At 50.3% G+C, this 22,565-nt stretch carries 19 protein-coding genes, 2 tRNA genes and 1 pseudogene; 11 read left to right on the top strand and 11 right to left on the bottom strand.

Features of this window, described 5'->3' with window-relative positions:
- Window positions 1–3: 3 nt before the first annotated feature.
- Entirely contained in the window at window positions 4–945 is a 942-nt protein-coding gene (gene ldtA, locus ABLU67_RS16275) for a L,D-transpeptidase (RefSeq protein ID WP_025106067.1), read from the top strand.
- 121 nt (window positions 946–1,066) lie between these two features.
- On the opposite strand, the gene ABLU67_RS16270 is transcribed toward ldtA, so the two are convergent.
- Window positions 1,067–1,672 (bottom strand): glutathione S-transferase family protein, encoded by a 606-nt coding sequence (locus tag ABLU67_RS16270; protein WP_004852315.1) that lies wholly within the window; start codon window positions 1,670–1,672, stop codon window positions 1,067–1,069.
- A gap of 179 nt (window positions 1,673–1,851) precedes the next feature.
- Here ABLU67_RS16270 and ABLU67_RS16265 point away from each other — a divergent pair, with 179 nt between their 5' ends.
- Window positions 1,852–2,778 carry a LysR substrate-binding domain-containing protein gene (locus tag ABLU67_RS16265; RefSeq protein WP_348852378.1) on the top strand — a complete coding sequence of 309 codons (927 nt, stop codon included), beginning with the start codon at window positions 1,852–1,854 and terminating at the stop codon, window positions 2,776–2,778.
- A gap of 37 nt (window positions 2,779–2,815) precedes the next feature.
- Here ABLU67_RS16265 and ABLU67_RS16260 read toward each other — a convergent pair whose 3' ends face one another.
- A complete protein-coding gene (locus tag ABLU67_RS16260; protein ID WP_014229982.1) occupies window positions 2,816–3,814 on the bottom strand; it encodes an aldo/keto reductase in 999 nt (332 codons plus the stop codon).
- Between the two features lie 100 nt (window positions 3,815–3,914).
- On the opposite strand from ABLU67_RS16260, the gene ABLU67_RS16255 reads away from it, so the two are divergent.
- Window positions 3,915–4,829: a LysR family transcriptional regulator gene (locus tag ABLU67_RS16255; RefSeq protein WP_172868950.1), complete on the top strand. Its 915-nt coding sequence runs from the start codon at window positions 3,915–3,917 to the stop codon at window positions 4,827–4,829.
- 52 nt (window positions 4,830–4,881) lie between these two features.
- Here the strand turns inward: ABLU67_RS16255 and ABLU67_RS16250 are convergent, their stop codons facing one another.
- From ABLU67_RS16250 to ABLU67_RS16235, 4 genes are all read right to left on the bottom strand, one after another.
- A complete protein-coding gene (locus tag ABLU67_RS16250) occupies window positions 4,882–5,076 on the bottom strand; it encodes an AAA family ATPase (RefSeq protein WP_223240603.1) in 195 nt (64 codons plus the stop codon).
- Between the two features lie 131 nt (window positions 5,077–5,207).
- Window positions 5,208–7,667, bottom strand: a complete 2,460-nt coding sequence (locus ABLU67_RS16245; protein ID WP_032693824.1) for a hypothetical protein — start codon at window positions 7,665–7,667, stop codon at window positions 5,208–5,210.
- 4 nt (window positions 7,668–7,671) lie between these two features.
- On the bottom strand, window positions 7,672–8,223 hold the full coding sequence (locus tag ABLU67_RS16240) for a hypothetical protein (protein ID WP_348852377.1): 552 nt from the start codon (window positions 8,221–8,223) through the stop codon (window positions 7,672–7,674).
- A gap of 164 nt (window positions 8,224–8,387) precedes the next feature.
- Window positions 8,388–11,567 (bottom strand): hypothetical protein, encoded by a 3,180-nt coding sequence (locus ABLU67_RS16235; RefSeq protein ID WP_348852376.1) that lies wholly within the window; start codon window positions 11,565–11,567, stop codon window positions 8,388–8,390.
- Window positions 11,568–12,051: 484 nt separating this feature from the next.
- Here ABLU67_RS16235 and ABLU67_RS16230 point away from each other — a divergent pair, with 484 nt between their 5' ends.
- The 4 genes and pseudogenes from ABLU67_RS16230 to ABLU67_RS16215 all read left to right on the top strand — a co-directional run bounded on the left by ABLU67_RS16230 (window position 12,052) and on the right by ABLU67_RS16215 (window position 13,566).
- The gene (locus ABLU67_RS16230; protein ID WP_050595132.1) at window positions 12,052–12,525 is read left to right on the top strand and encodes a hypothetical protein; all 474 of its coding nucleotides are present in this window, start codon (window positions 12,052–12,054) and stop codon (window positions 12,523–12,525) included.
- A pseudogene (locus tag ABLU67_RS16225) lies at window positions 12,522–12,715 on the top strand (helix-turn-helix domain-containing protein). Before ABLU67_RS16230 ends, ABLU67_RS16225 begins: the two are co-directional and overlap by 4 nt.
- A gap of 260 nt (window positions 12,716–12,975) precedes the next feature.
- Window positions 12,976–13,233, top strand: a complete 258-nt coding sequence (locus ABLU67_RS16220) for an antitoxin (protein ID WP_004852307.1) — start codon at window positions 12,976–12,978, stop codon at window positions 13,231–13,233.
- Entirely contained in the window at window positions 13,234–13,566 is a 333-nt protein-coding gene (locus tag ABLU67_RS16215; protein ID WP_196546838.1) for a type II toxin-antitoxin system PemK/MazF family toxin, read from the top strand.
- 52 nt (window positions 13,567–13,618) lie between these two features.
- On the opposite strand, the gene ABLU67_RS16210 is transcribed toward ABLU67_RS16215, so the two are convergent.
- Window positions 13,619–13,694 (bottom strand) — tRNA-Asn (locus tag ABLU67_RS16210).
- Window positions 13,695–13,888: 194 nt separating this feature from the next.
- Here ABLU67_RS16210 and ABLU67_RS16205 point away from each other — a divergent pair.
- Window positions 13,889–15,346, top strand: coding sequence for an EmmdR/YeeO family multidrug/toxin efflux MATE transporter (locus tag ABLU67_RS16205; protein ID WP_025106072.1), 1,458 nt, complete (start codon window positions 13,889–13,891; stop codon window positions 15,344–15,346).
- A 125-nt stretch (window positions 15,347–15,471) separates the two neighbouring features.
- A tRNA-Asn gene (locus ABLU67_RS16200) sits at window positions 15,472–15,547 on the top strand.
- Window positions 15,548–16,309: 762 nt separating this feature from the next.
- On the opposite strand, the gene ABLU67_RS16195 is transcribed toward ABLU67_RS16200, so the two are convergent.
- Both ABLU67_RS16195 and ABLU67_RS16190 read right to left on the bottom strand, forming a co-directional pair.
- Window positions 16,310–17,764 carry an AMP nucleosidase gene (locus tag ABLU67_RS16195; RefSeq protein ID WP_014229909.1) on the bottom strand — a complete coding sequence of 485 codons (1,455 nt, stop codon included), beginning with the start codon at window positions 17,762–17,764 and terminating at the stop codon, window positions 16,310–16,312.
- A 132-nt stretch (window positions 17,765–17,896) separates the two neighbouring features.
- Complete coding sequence (locus ABLU67_RS16190; RefSeq protein ID WP_014229908.1) at window positions 17,897–18,154, bottom strand: histidine kinase; 258 nt, start codon at window positions 18,152–18,154, stop codon at window positions 17,897–17,899.
- A gap of 175 nt (window positions 18,155–18,329) precedes the next feature.
- Between ABLU67_RS16190 and ABLU67_RS16185 the strand changes: the two genes are divergently transcribed.
- The gene (locus ABLU67_RS16185; RefSeq protein WP_014229907.1) at window positions 18,330–19,865 is read left to right on the top strand and encodes an alpha/beta fold hydrolase; all 1,536 of its coding nucleotides are present in this window, start codon (window positions 18,330–18,332) and stop codon (window positions 19,863–19,865) included.
- On the opposite strand, the gene ABLU67_RS16180 is transcribed toward ABLU67_RS16185, so the two are convergent.
- Window positions 19,857–20,789: a nucleoside recognition domain-containing protein gene (locus ABLU67_RS16180; protein ID WP_014229906.1), complete on the bottom strand. Its 933-nt coding sequence runs from the start codon at window positions 20,787–20,789 to the stop codon at window positions 19,857–19,859. The two genes, ABLU67_RS16185 and ABLU67_RS16180, sit on opposite strands and share 9 nt — an antisense overlap.
- A gap of 226 nt (window positions 20,790–21,015) precedes the next feature.
- Here ABLU67_RS16180 and pagP point away from each other — a divergent pair, with 226 nt between their 5' ends.
- Window positions 21,016–21,591, top strand: coding sequence for a lipid IV(A) palmitoyltransferase PagP (pagP, locus tag ABLU67_RS16175; protein ID WP_025106074.1), 576 nt, complete (start codon window positions 21,016–21,018; stop codon window positions 21,589–21,591).
- Between the two features lie 34 nt (window positions 21,592–21,625).
- Here pagP and ABLU67_RS16170 read toward each other — a convergent pair whose 3' ends face one another.
- On the bottom strand, window positions 21,626–22,549 hold the full coding sequence (locus ABLU67_RS16170; protein WP_160741211.1) for an acyltransferase family protein: 924 nt from the start codon (window positions 22,547–22,549) through the stop codon (window positions 21,626–21,628).
- Between the last annotated feature and the right edge of the window lie 16 nt (window positions 22,550–22,565).

Below are 22,565 nucleotides of genomic sequence, written 5' to 3'. Positions count from 1 at the left end.
ATTGTGCGGCGTGTGAAACTGCTTTGTTCTCTTATTATGATCCTCACCAGCCAGAGCGCTCTGGCGGTGAGCTATCCGTTGCCGCCGGAAGGAAGCCGCCTGGTGGGCAGCCCGCTGACCATCACCATTCCGCAACACAATACCCAGCCGCTGGAGGCCTTCGCCGCTCAGTACGGTCAGGGCCTGAGTAATATGCTTGAGGCCAACCCCGGCGTCGACGTGTACCTGCCGAAGTCGGGCTCCACGCTGGTGGTCCCGCAGCAGCTTATCCTGCCCGCCACGGTTCGCAACGGGATCGTGATCAACGTGGCCGAAATGCGTCTCTACTACTATCCGCCCGATGGCACAACGGTTGACGTTCTGCCGATTGGCATTGGCCAGGCAGGACGCGAAACCCCGCGTAACTGGGTCACCGCCGTGGAGCGTAAGCAGGAGGCGCCGACCTGGACGCCCACCGCCAATACCCGTCGTGAATACGCCAGCCGTGGCGAAAGCCTGCCCGCGTTTGTGCCCGCAGGGCCGGATAATCCCATGGGCCTGTACGCGATTTACATCGGCAGGCTCTACGCGATCCACGGCACCAACGCCAATTTCGGCATTGGCCTGCGCGTGAGCCAGGGCTGCATCCGCCTGCGTAACGACGACATCAAATACCTGTTTGATACCGTTCCGGTCGGGACGCGCGTGCAAATCATCGACCAGCCGGTGAAGTATACCGCCGAGCCGGACGGCAGCCTCTGGGTTGAAGTTCACGAACCGTTGTCGCGTAACCGCGCGGAGTATGAATCGGACCGGAAGGTGCCGCTCCCCATCACGCCGGCGATTCAGGCCTTTGTGAAGGGCGAGGGGGTGGATGTGAATCACGCGGAGCAGGCGCTTGAACGCCGTTCAGGGATGCCGGTGGAGATTGGTCGTGCAGCACTGCACGCCGGTAGCGGTTTTTAACCCTTTCCCTCACGCCAGGCGATTTCTTCCATCAGGATAACGCGCCCGCGGTTGCCGGGCGCTATCGGTTGCCGTGGCGATTCACGTTCAGGGTTTAGCTTCATCGCATTGAGCTGATGCTTTAGCTAAAGGGGTGTTTTTTAAAGGCGCTATGGGTTTCAAATAATTCAGCAACGGACCGGATATGATTAAAGTCTCCCGCATGAACCACGTGAGGGATCGTTGACTGAATAAAGGTCCAGATAACCGTACTCGTTACGGCCACCTGATCGGGAACCGCGGCCGCCGGACGCTCCTCCAGCAGCCTGTTCCACTCCCTGCAGGCAGCCAGCAGCTGAGTCGTGATGCGCGCTATCCACGGATTATGCTGCTTTTCCGCCGGGCGCAGATTGTGTTCATAGACATTTTGTACCGCCTTTTCACCCGCGGCGAGAATAAAGCCCAGCGTTTGCAGATCGCTTGCCAGCGCGTCCGGCGCGACCGGCAGCAGCTTGCGCCCCGGGGCGGCCTGGGCTTCAAAATAAGAGAGTATCAGCGACGAATCCATCAGGCGAATTCCGTTATCCAGCACCAGCGTCGGCGCTTTGACCGCAGGGTTTATCCTGGAAAAGGCTTCAAAGCTGCTGAATACGGACAGCGGGTGACTTGCAAACTCGACGCCGTAGAGTTCAAGGGAAATCGCCACGCGCCTTACATAAGGCGAATCCATCATGCCAATAAGCTTCATCATGATTCCTGTTTTCCTGTGCTGGTGAAATAGGCTGGGGTTAATGCTTCATTGCCGGCGGTGAAGAAACAGTACAGTAAATTCGTCATGGCGAATATCTTCAGTATCTTACGGGTTGGGTTAGTATTACTGACAGATTGTGGGTCACGTTTTACGCGTCAGGTTGTGGGAGCGGTAACATGGCGGATTTTCCCCCTATTGCGAGTTTACGTAGTTTTGAAGCCGTGGCGCGTCTCGGCAGCGTGACGCTGGCGGCGAAAGAGCTACACGTTACGCATTCAGCCATCAGCCAGCAGATTAAAGTGCTGGAGGAGATGGTCGGCCTCAAGCTGTTTATCCGTCACGGCCGCGGCGTGCAGATTAATGAAGAAGGGCGGCTCTATGCCTTACAGGTCCGCGAGGCTTTGCACCATATTGCTGATGCCACCCGGCTGGTGCAGGTCAACCCACGCAGGCAGGAGCTGACCCTGGCGATGGTGCCCTCGTTCGGCTGCCACTGGTTGTTGCCTCGCCTGGAACGATTTCGGGAGAAATACCCCCATATCTCGCTGCGAATACAGGCGAGCCTGGCGATAACCAGCATGCAGCAGGAAGGGGCGGATTTGGCTATACGCATGGGAAAAGGCGACTGGGAAGGAACGGAGAGCCATTACCTTTTCTCCGATCAGCTTATCGTTGTGGCCGCGCCAACCTATAACGGCGGCGTGCTCCCCCGTACGCCGTCAGAGATAGCGAAGAGCAACATTATCTTTTCCATGGAGTCGTGGAAAGCATGGTGTATCAACGCGGGGCTTGAAAGAGAGATTGTGCCAGGCGGTTTGTGCATCAACGACTCAAACCTGGTACTGGAGGCCGTCCGGCTCGGTAAAGGTATCGCGCTGGAACGCCGCTCTTTAGTTCAGGATGCGCTCTCCAGAGGTGAGCTGGTACAGCTTACGTCTTTCACCGCCCCTTATCCGTGGCCTTACTGGCTGGTTTCATCGCAGGGCGCAGAGCAGAAAAACGAAGCCGTTCTATTTAAGGCCTGGCTTGATGAGGAGGTTACCGCGTGGCGCCAGCAAACTGGCGCGGTGGAGGAGAGATGTGCGCGAGACGGTAAACCTTAGCTCCCGCCGGAAAGGCGGGAGAATTTATAGCAGGATGTTACTTATCGATTAAATGAAAATCACCCTGGGTATATCTTAATCCGTGAATATTGTCAGGGGTAAAGATGCGATCGATGAGTTTAATATCAACATCGGAAATAGCCAGGCTGGCTGCGCCGGCATTATCCTGCAAATGTGCGATTTGGCGCGCGCCGGGAATGGGGACAATATCATCGCCTTTACTCATCACCCACGCGAGAGCGAGCTGGGCCAGGGTACAGCGATATTTATCGGCCACATCCCGCAGCTGGCTGAGTAGCTGCTGGTTTTTCCGCATGGCATCGTGCTGGAAGCGAGGAAGATTGCGCCGAAAATCATCCTCGGCGAAGCCGGACCGATCGGTGATTTTGCCGGTTAAGAATCCACGACCCAGCGGGCTATAGGGCACAAATCCTACCCCTAATTCGCGGCAAGTTTTGAGAATGTTTTCTTCCGGCTCGCGGGTCCAGAGAGAATATTCGGTCTGAACGGCGGCGATCGGATGAACTTCACAGGCCCGGCGCAAAGTATTGGCAGAGACCTCGGAAAGTCCGATATGGAGAATTTTCCCTTCCTTGACCAGATCTGCCATTGTTCCCACTACGTCTTCAACGGGGACGGTGGGATCAACGCGGTGCTGATAAAGGAGATCAATAGTCTCGACGTTGAGACGTTTTAGGGAGCCTTCTACCGCTTCGCGGATATGTTCAGGACGGCTGTCAACGCCGGCCATACGCTCAAGCCCCTGACCGCCAGGAAGAATGCGGAAACCAAATTTGGTCGCAATCTGTACCTTATCGCGAACGCCTTTGATTGCTTTTCCGATCAGCACTTCATTCTCAAATGGGCCATAAACTTCTGCGGTATCAAGGAAGGTGACGCCCAAATCAACCGCAGCGTGAATGGTGTTAATTGCCTGCGACTCTTCGGCTCCGCCATAGGCAAAACTCATTCCCATACAACCCAGACCTAATGCCGACACCTGAAATTTGTTCTTTCCCAGATAACGTGTTTCCATTTTATTTTCCTCACTCGTACAATGTGCTGAAATATATACTTCCCTTTTCCATTCACAACAATTAATCTCTTTCTAATGCAGTATTTTACGGATGTTAACAATGAAAAATATTCCCGAATTGCAACATGTAGAAATGCTTATTCTTATTGTGAAGCATGGAAGTTTTCGTCAGGCAGCAAAAGAGTTGAATATTTCTCCACCAACGTTAACTATTGCCATAAATAATCTGGAAGAGAAACTGGGCGCGAGGCTTTTAAATCGTTCTACGCGCAGTCTTTCCCTGACCGCTATCGGCGAGGAGTTTCTGAATGACGTTACTCCTGTGCTCAATGACTACAGGCGGGTGATTGATAACCTTAATGAGCACAGAGCAAAGCCGGAAGGAGTGGTGAAACTAAATTTGCCACGCATTGTGCTGGATCTCTTCTTTCAACGTTACTTCGCACCGTTCAAAAATGAGTATCCGGATATTAAACTTGAGTTATTCACCACGGACAGAAAAGTTAATATTATAGATTCAGGATTTGATGCGGGTATACGCTATACGCAAGATGTGCCTAAAGATATGATTGCCATACCCTTTGGAGAACCGCTATCTCTTATTCCAGTGGCGAGTGCGGATTTTATAAAAAAATGCGGCGCACCCTCTTCACCAAAAGATCTCGTTAATTTCAGATGCATTAATCGTTGCTTTCCAGGTGGGGATCTGTACCGCTGGGAGTTTATTAGCGCTACGGGCGTTATAACGGAAGTGGCTGTGAAGGGCGATCTGGTGATGGATTCCGATGCGGCGATGATACAGGCTGCGGAATCTGGATTAGGTATTGCCTTTGTGTATGAGAATCTGGTTCAGGATAAAATTAAAGAAGGCGGGCTTGTCCGCTTACTGTCTGATTATCGTTATCCTGCCGATCATTTTAATATTTACTATCCGAGCCGCAAACATATCCCGGTCCCCCTGAGAACATTTATAACATGGGTGATGTCGATGAATAAAAATATCCTGGAGCAATAGCATGTGAAACGGCGGGTGAAAATAGACGGGATGAAAAACTGATTTTATCACGCTATTTTGTATTACTGGAAAAGTCTTCGAGTTGAAAAGTCGCACTACCGTCTGCTAAAAATCTGCATATTATCTCTGAGAGCGATGTTTTTCCACTGTTGTTTCGGCCAACAATGACTGTCGTCTGTTCCTCTAATACAAGCTCCACGTTAGCTAAAAGTCGGAAATTCTTTATTTTAACCTGATGAATGCGCATGCGTCCCTCAATCTGTTTATAGGATATCGACAAAGCTGATGTTATTACATTGCATGTGAGCTTCATCCTTCTAATAGCTTGGTTGTTCACAATACCTCAGATTCTATATTATTACCTGAGGCATTGAAACTTTACTCTGTCATTGATACATCACGCACATCATCCGGCTGAACCTGGCATTCTTTCCACCGACGCACAAGCGTAGCCACACAGGGATTGCCCGCTAGTTGATTCATTCTGACCCAATCAACGTCAACCAGTCCGGCAAGAAGTTCGTAATTAAGTTCTCCCTGCAATGCATGCCATTGGCGAATACTGGGCTGACGTTGAATAATAGGTTGAGGGGAGGAAAGACTGCCAACAATGACGTAATTTTGCTCTGGGTCATGCCAGAGTCGTGTAATACCCGGTACGTTCTTGAGCCAGTTTCGGGGATCGCCTAAAGGTAAATCGAAGACACGAGATAATAATTTATTCCATGATGCTATTAATGATGTACTGGCTCTTTTTACTGATTTTTGAGCAACTCCCACCATAAGCGCATTTTTTTTCTCAGGCCATTGGGAAAAAACATATTTTTTTAAAATATCATAAGTGACATTGAATTCATTGTCAGAATAATATTTTTTCAAAGCACATTTCCATAGCTCACACAGCAATTCTAGTTCACGAAGCAACGTATTTCTATTTGTATCGGATAATTCACCCTCTTCAGTAAGTTGGTCTATATGAAAAGTTAGTTCATCCATTTCAGGTAATAACCATTGACTAAGAGGGAACTGTTGCCGTTGAGAATCAAGAATAGTCATTAAATCGTTTAATTTCTCCGGAAGCATATGAGGTGATCCATATTGTGGATCCTGAAGGAGGATAGTCACCTCTTCCGTTTTGTGAATTATCACCGTCAATCGATTAATAAATCGAGTCAACTTCTCTGCTTCATTCCAAATCCCTTGTGTAATATCCTGGGGGCGATAATGGTAAGGCCACTTTTCGTTAAGCAAAGCGAGTAGTGCTGTTACAGAGGTATCAAATGAACGGAGTATATTATCACAGGCAGAAACAGCATCTGGCATAGCTGGATGGAAAGGTAATATTATTGGGCGGTCTTGTTTAACAGTAAACAAACAGCCATTAGTGATTACAGCGAGACTGTTAGTGAGTAGATCCTTCTGTTGTGGAAGCGTTATACTAATTTTGGTCTCATTGCATAGCAGCAAATGCTTCAGGACTAACTCTTTATATACAATTTCAACATTACGTGCCAAAGATTCCTGAACCGCTTTTTTCTCAAAATCACTGATACTATAATCATAGTAACGAGAATCTGTGGTAGGAATAAGCTTCGTGTCACCGTCAAGGGTAGACTGTTCTATTAGTAAGTTATCTGCAACTGAGTCGCTTGTGAGATCAAAAGGATTAACATTAATATGCTGGCAGGCAACTTTTGTTCTTAATGTTTGTGTCAATGGATAGCGATCGTCAATGATACCCGGAGTCTGATCCAGCAGAACAAGTAGACACTGTGATCCATCAATTTCTATGTTCACAATCTGATCCGGTTTTATATCGGGCAGTAATGACATGCGTGCTTCAGGATATTTTTCATTCAGCAGCGACTGAATGTTATTAACAATATATTGTGGGGATACATTTTTCGAAAAACGTAGATCAAGAACCTTTATCTCTTTGTCAAGCTGTACACTTGGGAATTTAGCCTTGTCAGTTGTTTTGAATTTTGTTTTAAGCGGTAAAGGGCGTAACTTAAGTACTACTGGAGATAATCCGAAGCCAAATTTTCTTGCTTGCTCAATAAATTCATTTTGTACGGGTTGAAGGATCCAGGGCCAGCTATTTTTAAGTGAGGTTGAGGACGAAAGGTCGAGAAAAGGGCGTAGCTTGCGTTTATCTTTTTTTTTGGCTACTTCCCGGTAAATCTGAGATTTAGGTTTTGTCGTTTTTTCCGCTTTCCAGCGGACAAGAACATTATTTTTATCATATATCCATAATGGTTGATTAATATTAAATGATTCGGTTTTTATATCGACTGGACGTAGTGGGACGTTTTTATGAAATAATATAACCTCAGTTATATTTTTATCACTTCTTTGTTGAGTGCGACAGTCCAGACTAATTGCATTGATACCGAAGCTGTTTTTACTTTTCCAGACGTCAGTCTGTAGTAATGGGCATCCCAGAGTATGACTCCCTTTGCAATGCGAACCAAAGGCGGAGACTTTACGCATGATAAGCCGGATCCATACGGGATTCAGCATAGCCTTGTAATGGACACGCGTTGGTTCAACAATAATCCCATCACCATTTTTTATTACTGGTGGATTATCCTGCTCAGAGTCCAAAGCAACGTATAGTCCAAATTGATCTTTATGAGACTTCATCAAATAAGGGTAATAACGTCCACCTAACTCATCATCAATTTGGGTTTGCCATTCTTTCCAGCGATAGTTTTTACTTAACGGATAATGATAGACAACCATTTTTTCAGCTTTTTCCCGATCGATCTCATTGTCCCGGTAAATCATGTGTGAAAGGGGGAGAGAACGGAATATTTCGTCATTACGTTTCGCCATGATGTTATGCTCTTTCCATAATGTTTTGATTAATGATTTTTTTGAGTTGCCCGAATCCGGGTGTTTCCACTGAAATAGTGTCCGGGGTTACACATCCGCCGAGAACCAGAATGTCCGCATCATAAGGATTTTGAACAGGGGTTAATTGGTGAGAGAAACCCAGTAATTGACTATCAGCATGTGGAGCAACAAAGTTGGCGATGACCAATTTGGTTTTATTACCCTCGATAGCGCGAATTTGTGCCAGTTTTTTACTCAAACCCAGAGGGGTATGCTCTTGATTTGCGCCAGACGCCAACCATTGTTGATATTCTTCATCTGCCTTATCGAGAGTATCTTGTCTCCAAAACTTAGCATCCACACGATAATCAGAATTTTTTATGCTGAAATCATACTGCTCAAAAAGACGGTGATTGCTCACCTGGCTGGTGGTAATGATGCTCTCTGAATAAAGAAGCGCCCGGATAGCCTCTTCTCCAAGACGTCCCATCAGTAGGCGTTGTACAACTAGTGGATGAAATGCGTAACGTTCTTCCAAATCGTTCGCGAAGGGCATAATAGACGTTCTGTAACCTTTACGGTTGAACCAGTCAGTAATGACAGGATGACGTTGGATATACTGGTACAGTCTCTGAGGGTTGTATTGGCGCAGCCCTTCTGCTGCTTTGTCAAAAAACTGCCATGTCTGTGGGGAGTACCAGATTTTGCCGTCAGTATTAGCTAATTTCGGTTTTTCAAAGCAAGCCCATTTATATAATTCAAGATCAATGTCGAAAGCGTTTTTCCTGGTTCCCAGGCTAAATCATGTTGAAGTACTGCTTTACCGAGTTGTCGCCAGAGTAATGGGATGTCATCTCTTGGTGTTGACTGTTCTCGTAATAACCGAATAGCAGGAACCAGCCGCTGATCGATATAATCCAATGCTAGTTTTCCAGGTTGTGTCGGCGTCATGAGCTGGCTGAAGAAATTGTTCTGTGTCAGTTCATCACGCTCCCGAAGTGTATCCAGTAATTGACGATTGAGTGCCGAAAGCTGTCGACGATTTGATGTATAAATAGGCAGTGAAGCAAAGCGGGACAGATGTTTTGCCAGTTCAGAATCAAGATGAATTTCAGCGTTGGGTACTTCACACCAGGCTCTCTCAATACGACCAACCTGCTGTTGAACATTGGCTGCCGTATTTTTTATATAATCGCTGGTTCTCTTATACTCTCCGTTTAATCGGGAAATTTCGTTCTTCCGGTTCAGCATCAGTGGCAGGACGAAGCGCTGATGCTGTTTACGTGAAATTTCTCCTGCACGGAGTAGTTTTTCCAGATTGCGTAACTGGAAGCCTGCATGTGCCATATCATCATTGCTATCTGCACTGGTCTGGAAAGCGGAAAAGTAATAATGCCGTGATTCCAGTAAATATAAACAGGTCAAATCCATATTTTTGCCGGATTGTGGCAAGCTGAAATCCAGATTTATACCGTTGGTGGCGGAGGCAGTTTGTGTCAGCACAATAACAATACGTCCGGACGCAAATGCGGCCTGATAGGCTTCACTGAAGCCCTTTTTTTTCTGACATTCTGCGGTTAACAGACAGATTAGTGCGGGCTTGTTATGTATGGTCAACGGGATAAACACATCAGTAAAATTCTTTAGAAGGTTGTCGGATAAAGGCGGATCCAGCTTTAACCATGTGAGGCAATCTCTGCTTTGTGTCGCTATTGCAGCAGTTAGCCATTTTCTTAAATAAGATATGGAATTAACAAAAGCCAGATGCCCTCGGTGCTGAGGTCTTTTTCCTGCCAGATCCAGCACATCAAGCAGTTTAAGTAGAACATTCTGGCGATATTCTGATTCGAAATCTGTTGAAGGTTCATCATCATTCTGGAAAAAATCGGGGGGCAGAGAAGCGAGCAGATCGGCTGACTGCGGGCTGTTCTTTATTTTATTAAAATCATGGATTTCAGTATTCAGTTGTGTCTTTCTGATGCTTTCCTTGCTGCTATTGATCTCTTCAATCGCGGTATTCTGTAACTGAATGTCACCATCGGTCTGAACATAGGGTATCGGTTCTTTAAACCAAGAATCAGGTCGGTTTTCAAAAGTAGTTCCGAGAAAGCTTTCCGTAACTGTAGGGTTACGTGCTTCTGCAATATAGCGTAAGGCTGAGTTTATCCACCGGACATCAAAGTGGTTGCAGGCCCTTTCAATATATGATGTGGCCGATAGTGCAAAAACGAGATTACGGCTGGCTAGTGACAGTAGTAAACCTTCTGCTGTTGTTGGCAAGAACGCACGCTTGATCTGTATTCGTAATGGATCGATATCGGTATCCGCAATATTTTGTTTCAGCAACCAGTTAGTTAACCCAAAAATACTGGCATGTGTATTGGGCAAAATATTACTTTTTCTTAGTTCCCGCAGTTCAGGCAGATCGGTACGTGGTAACAAAAACCGAGACATATTTGGCAGGGTTGAGCCATAATATGACGGTCTGTAGTCATTAACCGGGTCAAACAGAAGTCGGGTTAACTTTTTTATGTATTCATGCGCTTCGTCTTCACTGGCTGTCAGATCTGTTAGCATCAGGTTAAACTGCCGAATAAACTTTTCCATCAGACGTAAAAAATCGCTGATATCAATTATTGACTCATTGTCCTGAGGTAAAGCGTTGGGTTTTATAATTTCATATCCATGCTCCGCTTTTCGCATAATGAGCCGCTCGCTGGTGACTAAATGATCAGAGCGAAATAAGTAATGCTCACCGAATGACTCACCTGTCAGATATTGTTGTAGTGGCATAACCAATGATCTGGCGTGTGTTAAATCGATATCTTTGTTAACTAATGTATTGTCCAGATTTTCAAGAAACTCAGCTAGGCGTACACGGATCATCGGAGCTGGCTCCGTTGCAACATGCTGCATACGTTGCAACAACCTGCGCCCCCCATCCAGCAACTGGCCCAGACATTCTGGCGGCTCCTGAACCCACTGGGCCTGAGCCAGATACTCCTGCAATACCTCGGCCTGATAATCAAACTCGTCAATAAAAATGATGTGATTACGCAACTCTTTACTGGACATACGTACTTTGCGCCGCCCATCGAAAAATGATGAAACCAGCTTTTGGGTTGTCATGATCAGCAGATGTTGCTTTTCGTCACGCCAGGCAATGGCGGGAAGAATGCGTCTAACCCAGGCATGACGACGGAAATCATCGAGCCGTTGCTTCGCTGCCTGCGTAAGTTCATTCATTTCGCCGTATTTTTCTTTCTGCTTTTTGAACTCTTTATCCAGAGACTTAATGTTCTGAATCAGCGTTATTTCTATGGCTGTACACGAATTGATTAACGCTTCTTTCTCACTGGCTATGGCAGCCCGAAATTGGGAGGGATAGTTTTTTAGCGTTCTGTTGATACGGAGTATATTGTTGCAACTTTTGCGCAATTTTTCAGCTATATCTTTACTGGCAAACAGATTACTGGCATGCAGCTCATCGATAGACGTAAAAGGGTTGGGCAACGAAGCTGGAGAAATATTTGTCTCATGAGGTAAAGGTGTTGCTTCAACGGCAGATACAATCTGGTCCTCTTGTGCATAAAGCACACTGACCCTGAATGGCTCTCCGTTACTGTCTTTATGCTCCGCTGTTTTTTCATAAATATCGTGCAGTATGTTCCAGCGGTGGGTAACCAGAATGGCCTGAAAGCCTGCCTTTTTAATGGATTCCAGTGCCGGAAGCGCGTTGTCTTCATAACCAAGACGATAAAGCGAGCTCGTCTTCCCGCTACCTGTTGGCCCCTGAAGCTGGCAAAATCCTGCGATACGACGGGACGTTTTGGATTTTTTTGCCTGAGAAAGGGTGTATTCAATAACGGCATTGTAGGAACGTAATAAAGGGGCACTCACATTTCACCTCATCCATGTCAGGTTATCGAAGAGTAAAATTTCAGCAAATTCATGTTACGCCGATCGGGTATCATTTCAATGTTTAATGTTAATTTCTCTTTATAAAACAACGCTTATGATACATTCATTTACTGGATGATTTATTGATGTGTTATACGCTTGAATTTGGCTCTGCGGGTCTCTCTTTTATAACAATCTGCGATCCTCCTTCCACAAAACCCTCTTGCCGTCAGTCTCCAATCGTTGATATCCGAGTAAACGAGGACTCAAAACCTCTTTCACGCGGCCAAAACCAACCCCGTCAGTGTTGGCTTTTTTATACCCTCCGTCCTTACGGACGGAGGGAGTATGCTGCCCGATCAAAGTCGGGAGGGCGACTAATACAACACCCTTCGGGGAAATAAGTCCGCGGTTTCGTGAAGCCGTCTTGAGCCTCCCGGCACCACTTTATGTGGTCATCTCAAAAAATTTCACGGAGGCATTTATGCCTGATTTCACTCCATCTTTCATTAAGTCACCCGGAGAGTTACTTTCCGTTCCTTTCAGTGCCGCCACGGATTTCACCGTAGTGGCCGATCGCTGCGAAAAATTCGCCGAAACCCTGATTGAAAGCAACGATCCCACACTGAAAATGGCGCTCTGTAGCAGACTCAATGCCTGTCTGACGCTGCTCCAGCCCACGTTGTTAGAACCCGTTCCTCCCCATCTTATTGAAAGCCTGACCGTTGACACTCTCCCTGCAAATTCACCTCGTTTCGAGCCTGAATGCACAGAGCTCTGTCACTACTGTCTCTCTCTGACACAGATGCTGGCAGGGCAAGGCTTTTACTCTGAAATGGAGAAACACCTTAGCGGCCTGCTGTATGAACTGATCAATTATTTCGTCGCGGAGATGAAAGCCCCGCGCTGGCTACGCACATCTGAGGGCGTGAAATTTATCGGCGAGGTGACGGCATGATGCAACAGAACTGGCATCCCGCCGACATTATTGCGGCGCTGAAAAAGCGGGGAACGTCGCTGTCAGCGCTTGCCTGGCGTCCTCTACGCTGGCAAATGGGCTTAACCACCGCTGGCCCAATAGCGAAAGATTGATTGCTGAAGCGTTCGACTTCGAGCCTGGAAAAATCTGGCCTTCACGCTGCCGCTGATGCTCCTACGAAGCAGCTCCGATCCGGAAGCCGCCTCGCATTTCGTTTACCTGAACCGCCATAATCCTTTAAACCGCAAAAACAGTTTTCTATTATCAGCCTTCTTAGTTACGCGTTTCGTTCCCACCTGTACTGTCCTTCGATGGATAACGGCTTTCTTCACGCTTTATTACGAAAAGGAAATCACCATGAATCTGATGAATAATTGTGCATCGCCTGCCGTAGATGTTATATTTAAATATAATATTCGGAGGTGCTCTATGTATACCACTCGCCTGAAAAAGGTCGGCGGATCCATCATGCTGGCGGTTCCTCCCGCCGTGCTCAAAACGCTGGAGCTGTCGACGGACAGCGAAGTCGGCATGACCATTAATAATGGCTGCCTGATTATTGAACCCCAGAAACGGCCTCATTATTCTCTTGAGGAGCTGCTGGCGCAGTGCGATCCGCACGCCGAAATGAGCGAAGAGGATCGGGAATGGATTGATGCTCCTGCGGTGGGCAAGGAGATCCTGTAGATGGACAGAGGGGAAATCTGGCTCGTTTCACTGGATCCGATTGCAGGCCACGAGCAAAGCGGAAAACGTCCGGTGCTTATCGTATCGAAGGCATCGTTTAACAAGCTGACCCGGTTACCCGTTGTTGTTCCCATCACCAGCGGCGGAAACTTTGCTCGCACGGCAGGTTTCACCGTTTCACTGGAAGGGGCAGGGACAAAAACGTTGGGCGTTATTCGCTGCGACCAGCCCAGAACCATTGATATGACTGCCCGGAACGGCAAGCGGCTGGAACGCATACCAGACACTGTGGTAAATGACGTGCTTGCCAGGCTGGATGCAATTTTACGTTAACGCAGGACGCAGAAAAGCAAAAAGCCTGCTTCAAAAGCAGGCTTTTCAAATATGGCTCCTCTGACTGGACTCGAACCAGTGACATACGGATTAACAGTCCGCCGTTCTACCGACTGAACTACAGAGGAATCGTTGTGGAGTCGTATCTTAGCGGCGAAAAAACTTTTGTCAAACATCTATTCGCCGTCCGAGGCTCAACTGGCGCATCCATCAACAAATTGTCGCCATTATCGACAATTTATCGGGAAAAATGCTTTGCAGGATTAGCTTTTCTCTATCATCATTTGAAATGTAGTTTCAACTTTTCTCACTAAGGTCTCCCTTGAACGTCACCGCCGCATTACGCCAGTCCGTCGAACGCACGTCCTGGTTTAAAAAACGCAAGAGCTATCGTGTCCTCTACTGGCGTGAAATCAGCCCGCTTGCGGTCCCCATTTTGCTGGAAAACGCCTGCGTATTGCTGATGGGCGTGTTGAGTACTTTTTTGGTCAGCTGGCTCGGTAAAGAGGCCATGGCGGGCGTAGGCCTGGCCGACAGCTTCAATATGGTGATCATGTCCTTTTTTGCCGCCATCGACCTCGGTACGACCGTGGTGGTGGCGTTTAGCCTGGGCAAACGGGACCGGCGGCGGGCAAGGGCGGCAGCGCGCCAGTCGCTGGCGATAATGACCCTGTTCTCGATTATTCTCGCGGCGGTCATCCATGCCTTCGGCGCGGAAATCATTAATTTTGTCGCCGGGGATGCGACAGAAGAGGTAAAGGGTCTGGCGCTGACCTATCTGGAGCTGACGGTGCTGAGCTATCCGGCGGCGGCAATCGCCCTGATCGGCAGCGGCGCGCTGCGCGGCGCCGGGACCACCAAAATTCCTCTGCTGATCAACGGCGGGATGAATATCCTCAATATTATTATCAGCAGCATCCTGATTTACGGCATTTTCTCGTGGCCCGGCATGGGGTTTGTCGGGGCGGGGCTGGGATTAACGATTGCCCGCTACATTGGCGCGGTGGCCACCATTTGGGTGCTAATGATCGGCTTTAACCCGGCGCTGCGCATTTCGCTGAAGAGCTATTTTAAGCCGTTTAACTTCGCCATTATCTGGGAAGTGATGGGCATCGGGATCCCCGCCAGCATTGAATCGGTTTTGTTCAACGGCGGTAAGCTGCTGACGCAGATGTTTGTTGCCGGGATGGGGACCAACGTGATTGCCGGTAACTTTATCGCTTTCTCCGTGGCCGCGCTGATCAACCTGCCGGGGAACGCGCTCGGTTCAGCATCGACTATTATCACCGGCCGACGCCTCGGAAAAGGGCAGATCGCTCAGGCGGAGCGTCAGGCGTGGCACGTCTTCTGGCTGTCGACCATCATTTTGACGGCGATCGCCTGGGGAACCGCGCCGCTTGCCGGCCTGATCGCCTCGTTCTATACCAGCGAAGAGGACGTCAAAGTGGTGGTGAAAGAGCTGCTGTGGCTGAACGCCTTCTTTATGCCGATCTGGGCGATGGCCTGGACGCTGCCGTGCGCCTTTAAAGGAGCGCGTGACGTGCGTTACACCATGTGGGTCTCAATGCTCGGCATGTGGGGCTGTCGCGTGGTGGCGGGCTACACGCTGGGGATTGTGCTGGGAATGGGGGTGATCGGCGTCTGGCTGGGTATGGTGCTTGACTGGGCGGTGCGCGGCGTTTTGTTTTACTGCCGGATGGTCAGCGGGCGCTGGCTGTGGAAGTATCCGCGAACGAAAGCGCAGGCCGACGAGACCCGCGCGCAGGTTGAAGAAACGTAACATGCGGTGGGCGAAACGGGACTTTTCGCCCAAAGTGGAGAATTATTCGGCAAACGGTTTGAAATGTGAAAACAGCCTTTGACAAGGTGGGGCGCCATCGATAATATGCGCCTCGTTCAAACGATTCCTCTGTAGTTCAGTCGGTAGAACGGCGGACTGTTAATCCGTATGTCACTGGTTCGAGTCCAGTCAGAGGAGCCATATTTAAGAAGCCCGCTTAAGGAAACTTAAGCGGGCTTTTTGCTTTCCTATTCCATAGCCACGATGGTGGCAACGCCGGGGCACAAGAACATTCCCTGCGCACCATCAGGGTCTTAAAACCAGGATACAATAAGGGAAATTAGCCCGATCGCGGCAGTCCAGAAAAAAAGAGTTGCTAATAAAATAAACAGGCGGATATTCCCTACGGTTAATTTCATAAAGCTGTCGTCCATACTTTTACGAAAATAGTACATTGCCGGTCGCGATAGATAAGCATATCCATGGTTGCTTACTGTCGACATGCGCAATTTTATCTCTGGTAATTTAGTAACAAGGTATTTGTTGCAAATAACCTGTCGCTATTAAAGGATGATTCCAGAGTAGAGTAGCGCCCATAGGTAACTCTTTGATTATTTTAATCTCTCCCTGGCGCTGGCTATTTTGTACCGCTTTTTTGTTCCGTGTGAATTTATCTAATTAATTTAAGAGGTTACAAGACTCAATTCAAGTGTTAATCAGGCCCTGGCTGGGCGTTTTATGACCACGGGGCAAATGATGCTGATATGTTAATAAAATGTTTATTTTTTTAATTGGCATAGCAATAATAATATTGCGCGGATATCCCGTATGGATGTGTTCTGAGAAATTTTTACCCCTAACGAAAATAAACGCTTTATTTTATAACGCTCAGTCCGGCTGGTGGCCGCGTAAATATTTCACGCGATCCGGACTGAGTGTATTCTGCTCGTATGATATCAGCGCTTAGCGGAACGGCGGTTCGTTGAAGGTTCTCAGCTTGCGCGAATGCATGTGGTCGCCTTCGGCGCGCAGCAGGTCAATCGCCCGAATACCAATCTGCAAATGTTCGGAAATGGCCCCTTCATAGAATCGGTTAGCCTGTCCCGGCAGCTTAATCTCGCCGTGCAGCGGTTTATCGGAGACGCACAGCAGGGTGCCGTAAGGAACGCGGAAGCGATAGCCCTGGGCGGCAATGGTTGCGCTTTCCATATCGATAGCCACCGCGCGGCTGAGGTTAAAGCGCAGCGCTGAGGCCGAGTAGCGCAGCTCCCAGTTGCGATCGTCGGTAGTGACCACCGTTCCGGTACGCAGCCGCTGTTTTACCTCTTCGCCCGGCATGCCGCTGACCTGCTTTGTGGCGTCGTAGAGCGCGCGCTGAACTTCGGCGATGCTCGGAATAGGGATATCCGGCGGTAGCACCGCATCCAGCACGTGGTCGTCGCGCAGATAGGCATGGGCCAGCACGTAGTCGCCGATATTCTGGCTTTCACGCAGGCCGCCGCAGTGGCCAATCATCAGCCAGACGTCCGGACGCAGCACCGCCAGATGGTCGCAGATATTTTTGGCATTTGCCGGGCCGACGCCAATATTAATCAGCGTGATCCCCTGTCCGTCTTTGGTTATCAGGTGCCAGGCGGGCATCTGGTGCTTTTTCCACGCCAGATCGGAAATCGCTTCCTCCGGTGCCTCCGTGTCCGCCGTTATCCAGATCCCGCCCGCGCAGGAGAGGGCGATATAGGGACTCTCGGGATCGAGAATTTGGCTACAGCCCCAGCGCACGAACTCATCGACGTAGCGGGTGTAGTTGGTAAACAGCATATACGGCTGGAAATGGTCAACCGGCGTGCCGGTATAGTGGCGCAGGCGCGCCAGCGAGAAATCGACGCGGCGGGCGTCGAAGTGGGAAAGCGGATAGTATTCCGTCGAATGAAACAGGCCATCGGCGGTTTCATCGCCAATTTGCGACAGCTCGGTGGTGGGGAAAAAACGCGTCAGGCCGGCGCTCATTGAGCGATCGAGCGTGAGTTCAGAGCCATCAATAACGTACGGATAGGGGATCTCATGCTGCGACAGCCCGACGGTAATCGCGGCATCGTAATCCTGATACAGCATGGTGAGCTGCTCCAGCAGATAGGCGCGAAACAGTTTAGGGTTGGTGATGGTGGTGGTATAGCAACCGCTATGGGTGAAGCGACCCCAGGCCCGGGTTTTTAACGCTTTATGTTCCGCTCCGTCCCACGACACCGACAGCTGCGGGTAAACGAACAGTCCTTCCGCACGGGCGCTATTCTCGGGGAGGATATTATGGTGAATATAATCGCCGAGGGCTTTACGCAGCGCATTGACCGATTTTTCATAGAGCGCTTCGAGCTGCGTAAGCGCCTGTTCTGGGGTCAGCCTGGCGGCTTTCTGATTCATGACGTACTCCTTGTTTCTGCTCTGCTGACGTTTTGCTTAGTATGTCACAGACTGAAAAAGGCGCAGGACAATTTAACCCGCTTAGTTGAGAAAGTACTGAGATTAGAACCAGTTGATGCTGGGGGATGTCGATTAATGCGCGGTGATATTCGCGATGGCGCCCCAGCGTTCAGCGCTGAAATGCGTGGCGTTGAGCACTTTTAGGGTGATCGACTTATTGTCGTTAATGCAGTACAGCGCGTTAGCCAACGGCGTCAGCTTATCGCCCTCCTGTAGACGCCGGCCACAGGAAGTGAGTTCCGCAATGATGGTTAGCTGGCCGCTTTGCAGAACCGCGTGGGTATGTGTAGACGTCGAGGCCTCGCGTAGTTTCTTAATCCACCATTCCATTTGTTTATTCCTGACCTGTTACACTCCGGCGATAATTCATGTTTGCTCCTCATCTGACAATAAGAACAGGCGGTTGGTTTAGTCTATGTTTAATAAGTGAATCGCAGGATCGGATTCCTTCTGCATAATAGCCCACCCTGGCAGCTAAAGAGATAATTCGGACAGAAATATGGCAATGATGCGTTTTACCCGGCTGCTGAATAAGTCGGGATTAAGATTAGTCTCGGTGGCGAAAAAAGCCATCATTGGGCTGCTGGTGGTCGTGATCGTCTTTTTTATTGGCCGTATTTACGAATCGCAGCGCGGTCCGGCGCTGCACCGCTGGCATACCTGGACGGCGAATGAAATGAGCGCCAGCGAGATTGACCGCGCCACTTTTGCCGAATACCAGACGCGGGAAGCGGCGATTTTCCGCGATATGAAAAGCAGCATTACCGACACGCTGAGCGACGATGAAAAAACGGCCATTAACCGCTTTTACGCGCAAAGTCTGGTCTATCCGGATAAGTTTCATCCCGACTGGAACCGCTCCTTTATTCTGCTGCCGCAGGGCAAACCGCGCGGCGCGGCGGTGCTGCTGCACGGCCTGACGGATTCGCCCTACAGCGTACATTATCTGGCGCAGCGCTATCAGCAGCTGGGATTTGTCGCCGTCGCGCCGCGGCTGCCTGGACACGGTACCGCCCCCGGCGCGCTCACCGCCGTGGACCGCGAAGAGTGGATAGCGACAACCCGGCTTGCGGTGCGCGAAGCGACGCGGTTGGCGGGGGATGACGCGCCGCTGCACGTGGTTGGCTACTCCAACGGCGGGGCGCTGGCGCTGAAGTACGCCCTCGATAGCCTTGAGGATAAATCGCTGCGCCGGCCGCAGCAGGTCATCCTGCTGTCGCCGATGATTGGCGTTACCGCGTTTGCGCGTTTTGCCGGGCTGGCCGGTTTGCCTTCTGTATTCCCGGCTTTCGCCCGCGCGGCGTGGCTGAACGTCGTCCCGGAGTTTAATCCCTATAAATACAATTCGTTCCCGGTGAAGGCGGCAAGGCAGTCATGGCTGTTGTCGCAGGCGCTGCAGCAGCAAATCGTGCAGGAAGCGCAGCGTCAGCGGCTTTCTGAACTGGCGCCGGTGTTAACTTTTCAGTCGGTGATGGATTCAACGGTGAGCACCCGGGCGGTGGTGGATTCGCTCTATCGTTATCTGCCGGATAACGGTAGCGAACTGGTGATTTTCGACATTAACCAGGCGGCGAATTTGCGCGCGCTATTTCGTCCCTCGCTCTATTCGGCGGTGAATACGTTATTGCCGCCGGCGCCTCGGCCCTACGGCACCACGGTGATTACCAACGCCGCGCCCGACACCTACGAGACGGTGGCTCGCACCACGCTTGCCGGGATGCGAAGCGAAACCGTGACGCCGCTGAATATCGCCTGGCCGCAGGATATGTATTCGCTATCGCACGTGGCGGTGCCGTTCCCTCTGACCGACTCGCTCTATGGCCGCGAACCGGCGGAGAAAAATCGCTACGGGATCAGCATCGGCACGATCTCGTTACGCGGGGAAACCTCAACCCTGAGCGTCGGGCTGGATACGCTGATGCGCGTCACGTCCAACCCGTTTTTCCCGTGGATGATGGCGCGCATTAACCATCATATCGCCTGTAGCGAGCAGGCGGATATCGCTGCCTGTCTCCGTTCGCAGGAGGCGGCCTCAGAATAGCGTGAGGTGCATCACGGTGCGGATGGCGATCCCGGCGATAGCGCCAATCGCGGCGAAGCGGAACAGGCGTACGAAGCGCGAGCTGACGCCCAGAAAGATGCCGATGCCGGGAAGATCGAACGTTTGCACTAGCAGGCCCGCCGAGGCGTTGATCTGGCTTACGGTCGCTTTACCCTGCTGGACGAGCTCGGAGACCACGCCGAAATAGGCCGTACCGCCGGCAACGCATTTGACCAGCGCCGGCAGCACGAAGTTAACCGGAATATTCAGCCACAGCAGCAGCGGCAGCAGCAGGCGCTGAAGCATCTCAATCAGGCCTGCCGCCTGCATAAATCCGACGATGGCCAGCGACAGGATCAGCATGGGCACCGCGCCGAGGGCCAGGCGGATGGCGTCGGCACCGGCGCTGTTGATAACGGCGATAATCCCCTGGCTATTTTGCTCCGCCTCAGGCAGCGCGTCGGCCCGCACGTTTTCAACCATCGATAGCCTGCGGCCGGCGATATGCCAGGTGACCGCGGCGGCGCACAGCCCGCCGACAATCGAAATGATGATTGAGGCCAGCCAGTGCAGGCCGAAGGGCGTTAACGGGTAGAAAACGTTGCCTTGACCCATGGCGAAAAGCATCGCCAGCGTGGCGGCCATATGCCGGTCCGAAGCGCCGCGTTTATCCATAATCGCGAGGGTCGCCAGCGGGGCGGCGAAGCTGACAAAATTCATCTGAATCAGGGCAAAAGCGCTCATCCCGGTTAAGCCGAACGGCTTAAGCAGCGGGGCGAGCCAGCGAACGATGGCGTCCAGTACCCCGCGGACCTCCAGATATTTCATCACGATGAGCATGACGACCATGATTGGCAACAGCGTATAAAGCGCCACATCGACGGAGGTTTTCCCCGCCGACATAATAATGCTGATGAAGTCCATCTATTTCTCAATCACTGCGGGCAGAAAGGATAATTAGCGCCATCATAATCCCAGCGGCAAGGAAATGAAATCACCGCGGCGGCGCTCTCTGTCCTGAAACGGGCGTTTAACTGGACTTGCAATTAGCCCGGGACGGTGCAGAAAATTTGTTGGTTGATATTTGCAAAGCCTGTTTTTTGTTCCCAAACTGAATGAACACCGGGCGACTTTCTTTAAGGATAAAACGATGCGACGTTGTCTGCGGCTAGCGTGGGGAATAGCGTTTATTTTCGCCTTGTCGGTACAGGCTGAAACGAAGGTCTATGGCGAGCAGCGCATCAGCGGCTGGTGGAGCTGGTTGAAAAACGACGTCTCGCAGACCTGGAATGAGCCGCAAAACTACGATTTATATCTGCCGTTTCTCAGCTGGCACAACCGCTTTATGTACGATAAAGAGAAAACGGATAACTATAATGAAATGCCGTGGGGCGGAGGTTTCGGCGTTTCCAGATATAACGCGGAGGGTAACTGGAGTTCGCTCTACGCCATGATGTTCAAAGATTCGCACAACGAGTGGCAGCCGATTGTCGGCTACGGCTGGGAAAAGGGCTGGTATCTTGATAGCCGTCGTGACTTTCGCCTGGGTCTTGGCGTCACCGCCGGGATCACCGCCCGCGATGACTTTGCCAACTACGTACCTCTGCCGATTATTTTGCCGCTCTTCTCCGCCAGCTACCGCCGTCTGAGCGTGCAGTTCACCTATATTCCCGGCACCTATAATAACGGCAACGTACTGTTTGCCTGGCTGCGCTACGGTTTTTAAATGCGCAGGCGGCCATGACCTGAACCGGCGAGCGTCAAATCGTAATCACTTTTTTGACCACCGAATTGGACAGCGCGAGCATCGAAATCAGTACCGAAGTGATAAACGTAAGGACAATCAGCATTAATTTTGTCCCCAGCGAGTTAATCGGGATAAACGCGGTGAGCAGGTGAAAAACGGAGTAGTGGAGAATATAGACGCCGGTCATCGTTTTGCTAATGGTGGCGAGAAGGGTCTCTTTAAACTCGCTGTTTTTGCGAAACCGCACGCCGTTGGCGGCAATAACCAGCGCAACCACCAGAATATAGATTTGTGAACCGGTCAGAATGAACGCATTTCTGTCGGCCTTAAACAGGGCGAAAAAGAAATGCCGCTCGTAAAACCAGGTAAAAAGGTAAATAAACGGAATGGCGATCATCGCGCCTTTGACCACTTTTTCTCGCCTGAGCCAGTCGGCGACCAGCGGGTCGCTGAACAGCTGACCGGTCAGATAAAACAGCAGCCAGGTCCACAGGCGGTACTGCGGCGCCAGGCTCAGCGCATGAACATCCGGGTACAGCGCGGACAAAAGATCGTAACCATACGAGAGCAGCAGCAGCGTGAACACCGCGGCAAAGAACGCTGTGCGTCTTTGGCTGAGCCACTCGATAACCGGGTGAAAGGTGTAAATGACGATAAACGCAAATACAAACCACGGCTGGATAAGATAGCCGCGCTGGTAGGGCTCCCAGAGATAGTACACCGTCATCCAGAACAGAAAGACGATCACCACGCTTTTGATTTTGCCCAACTGCCATTGTGAGTCGTGGCGAGACTGTGAATCCAGATATCCCGCCACCACAAAAAACAGCGGCGTGGCGATAGTGGAAATAAACGTCAAAAACCCGAGGATCCAGTGATAGTCATAATCATAGCTATCCCAGGTGTTGTAAATGGTGAAGAAGGTCACCGCCGTCATGCATCCCAGCGTTTTA

The organism is Klebsiella sp. GN_Kp190 (assembly GCF_040061795.1).
Taxonomy (GTDB): Bacteria; Pseudomonadota; Gammaproteobacteria; order Enterobacterales; family Enterobacteriaceae; genus Klebsiella; species Klebsiella michiganensis.
Note: the sequence above shows the minus strand (reverse complement) of the source record. Positions and strands in the feature narration are given on the sequence as shown.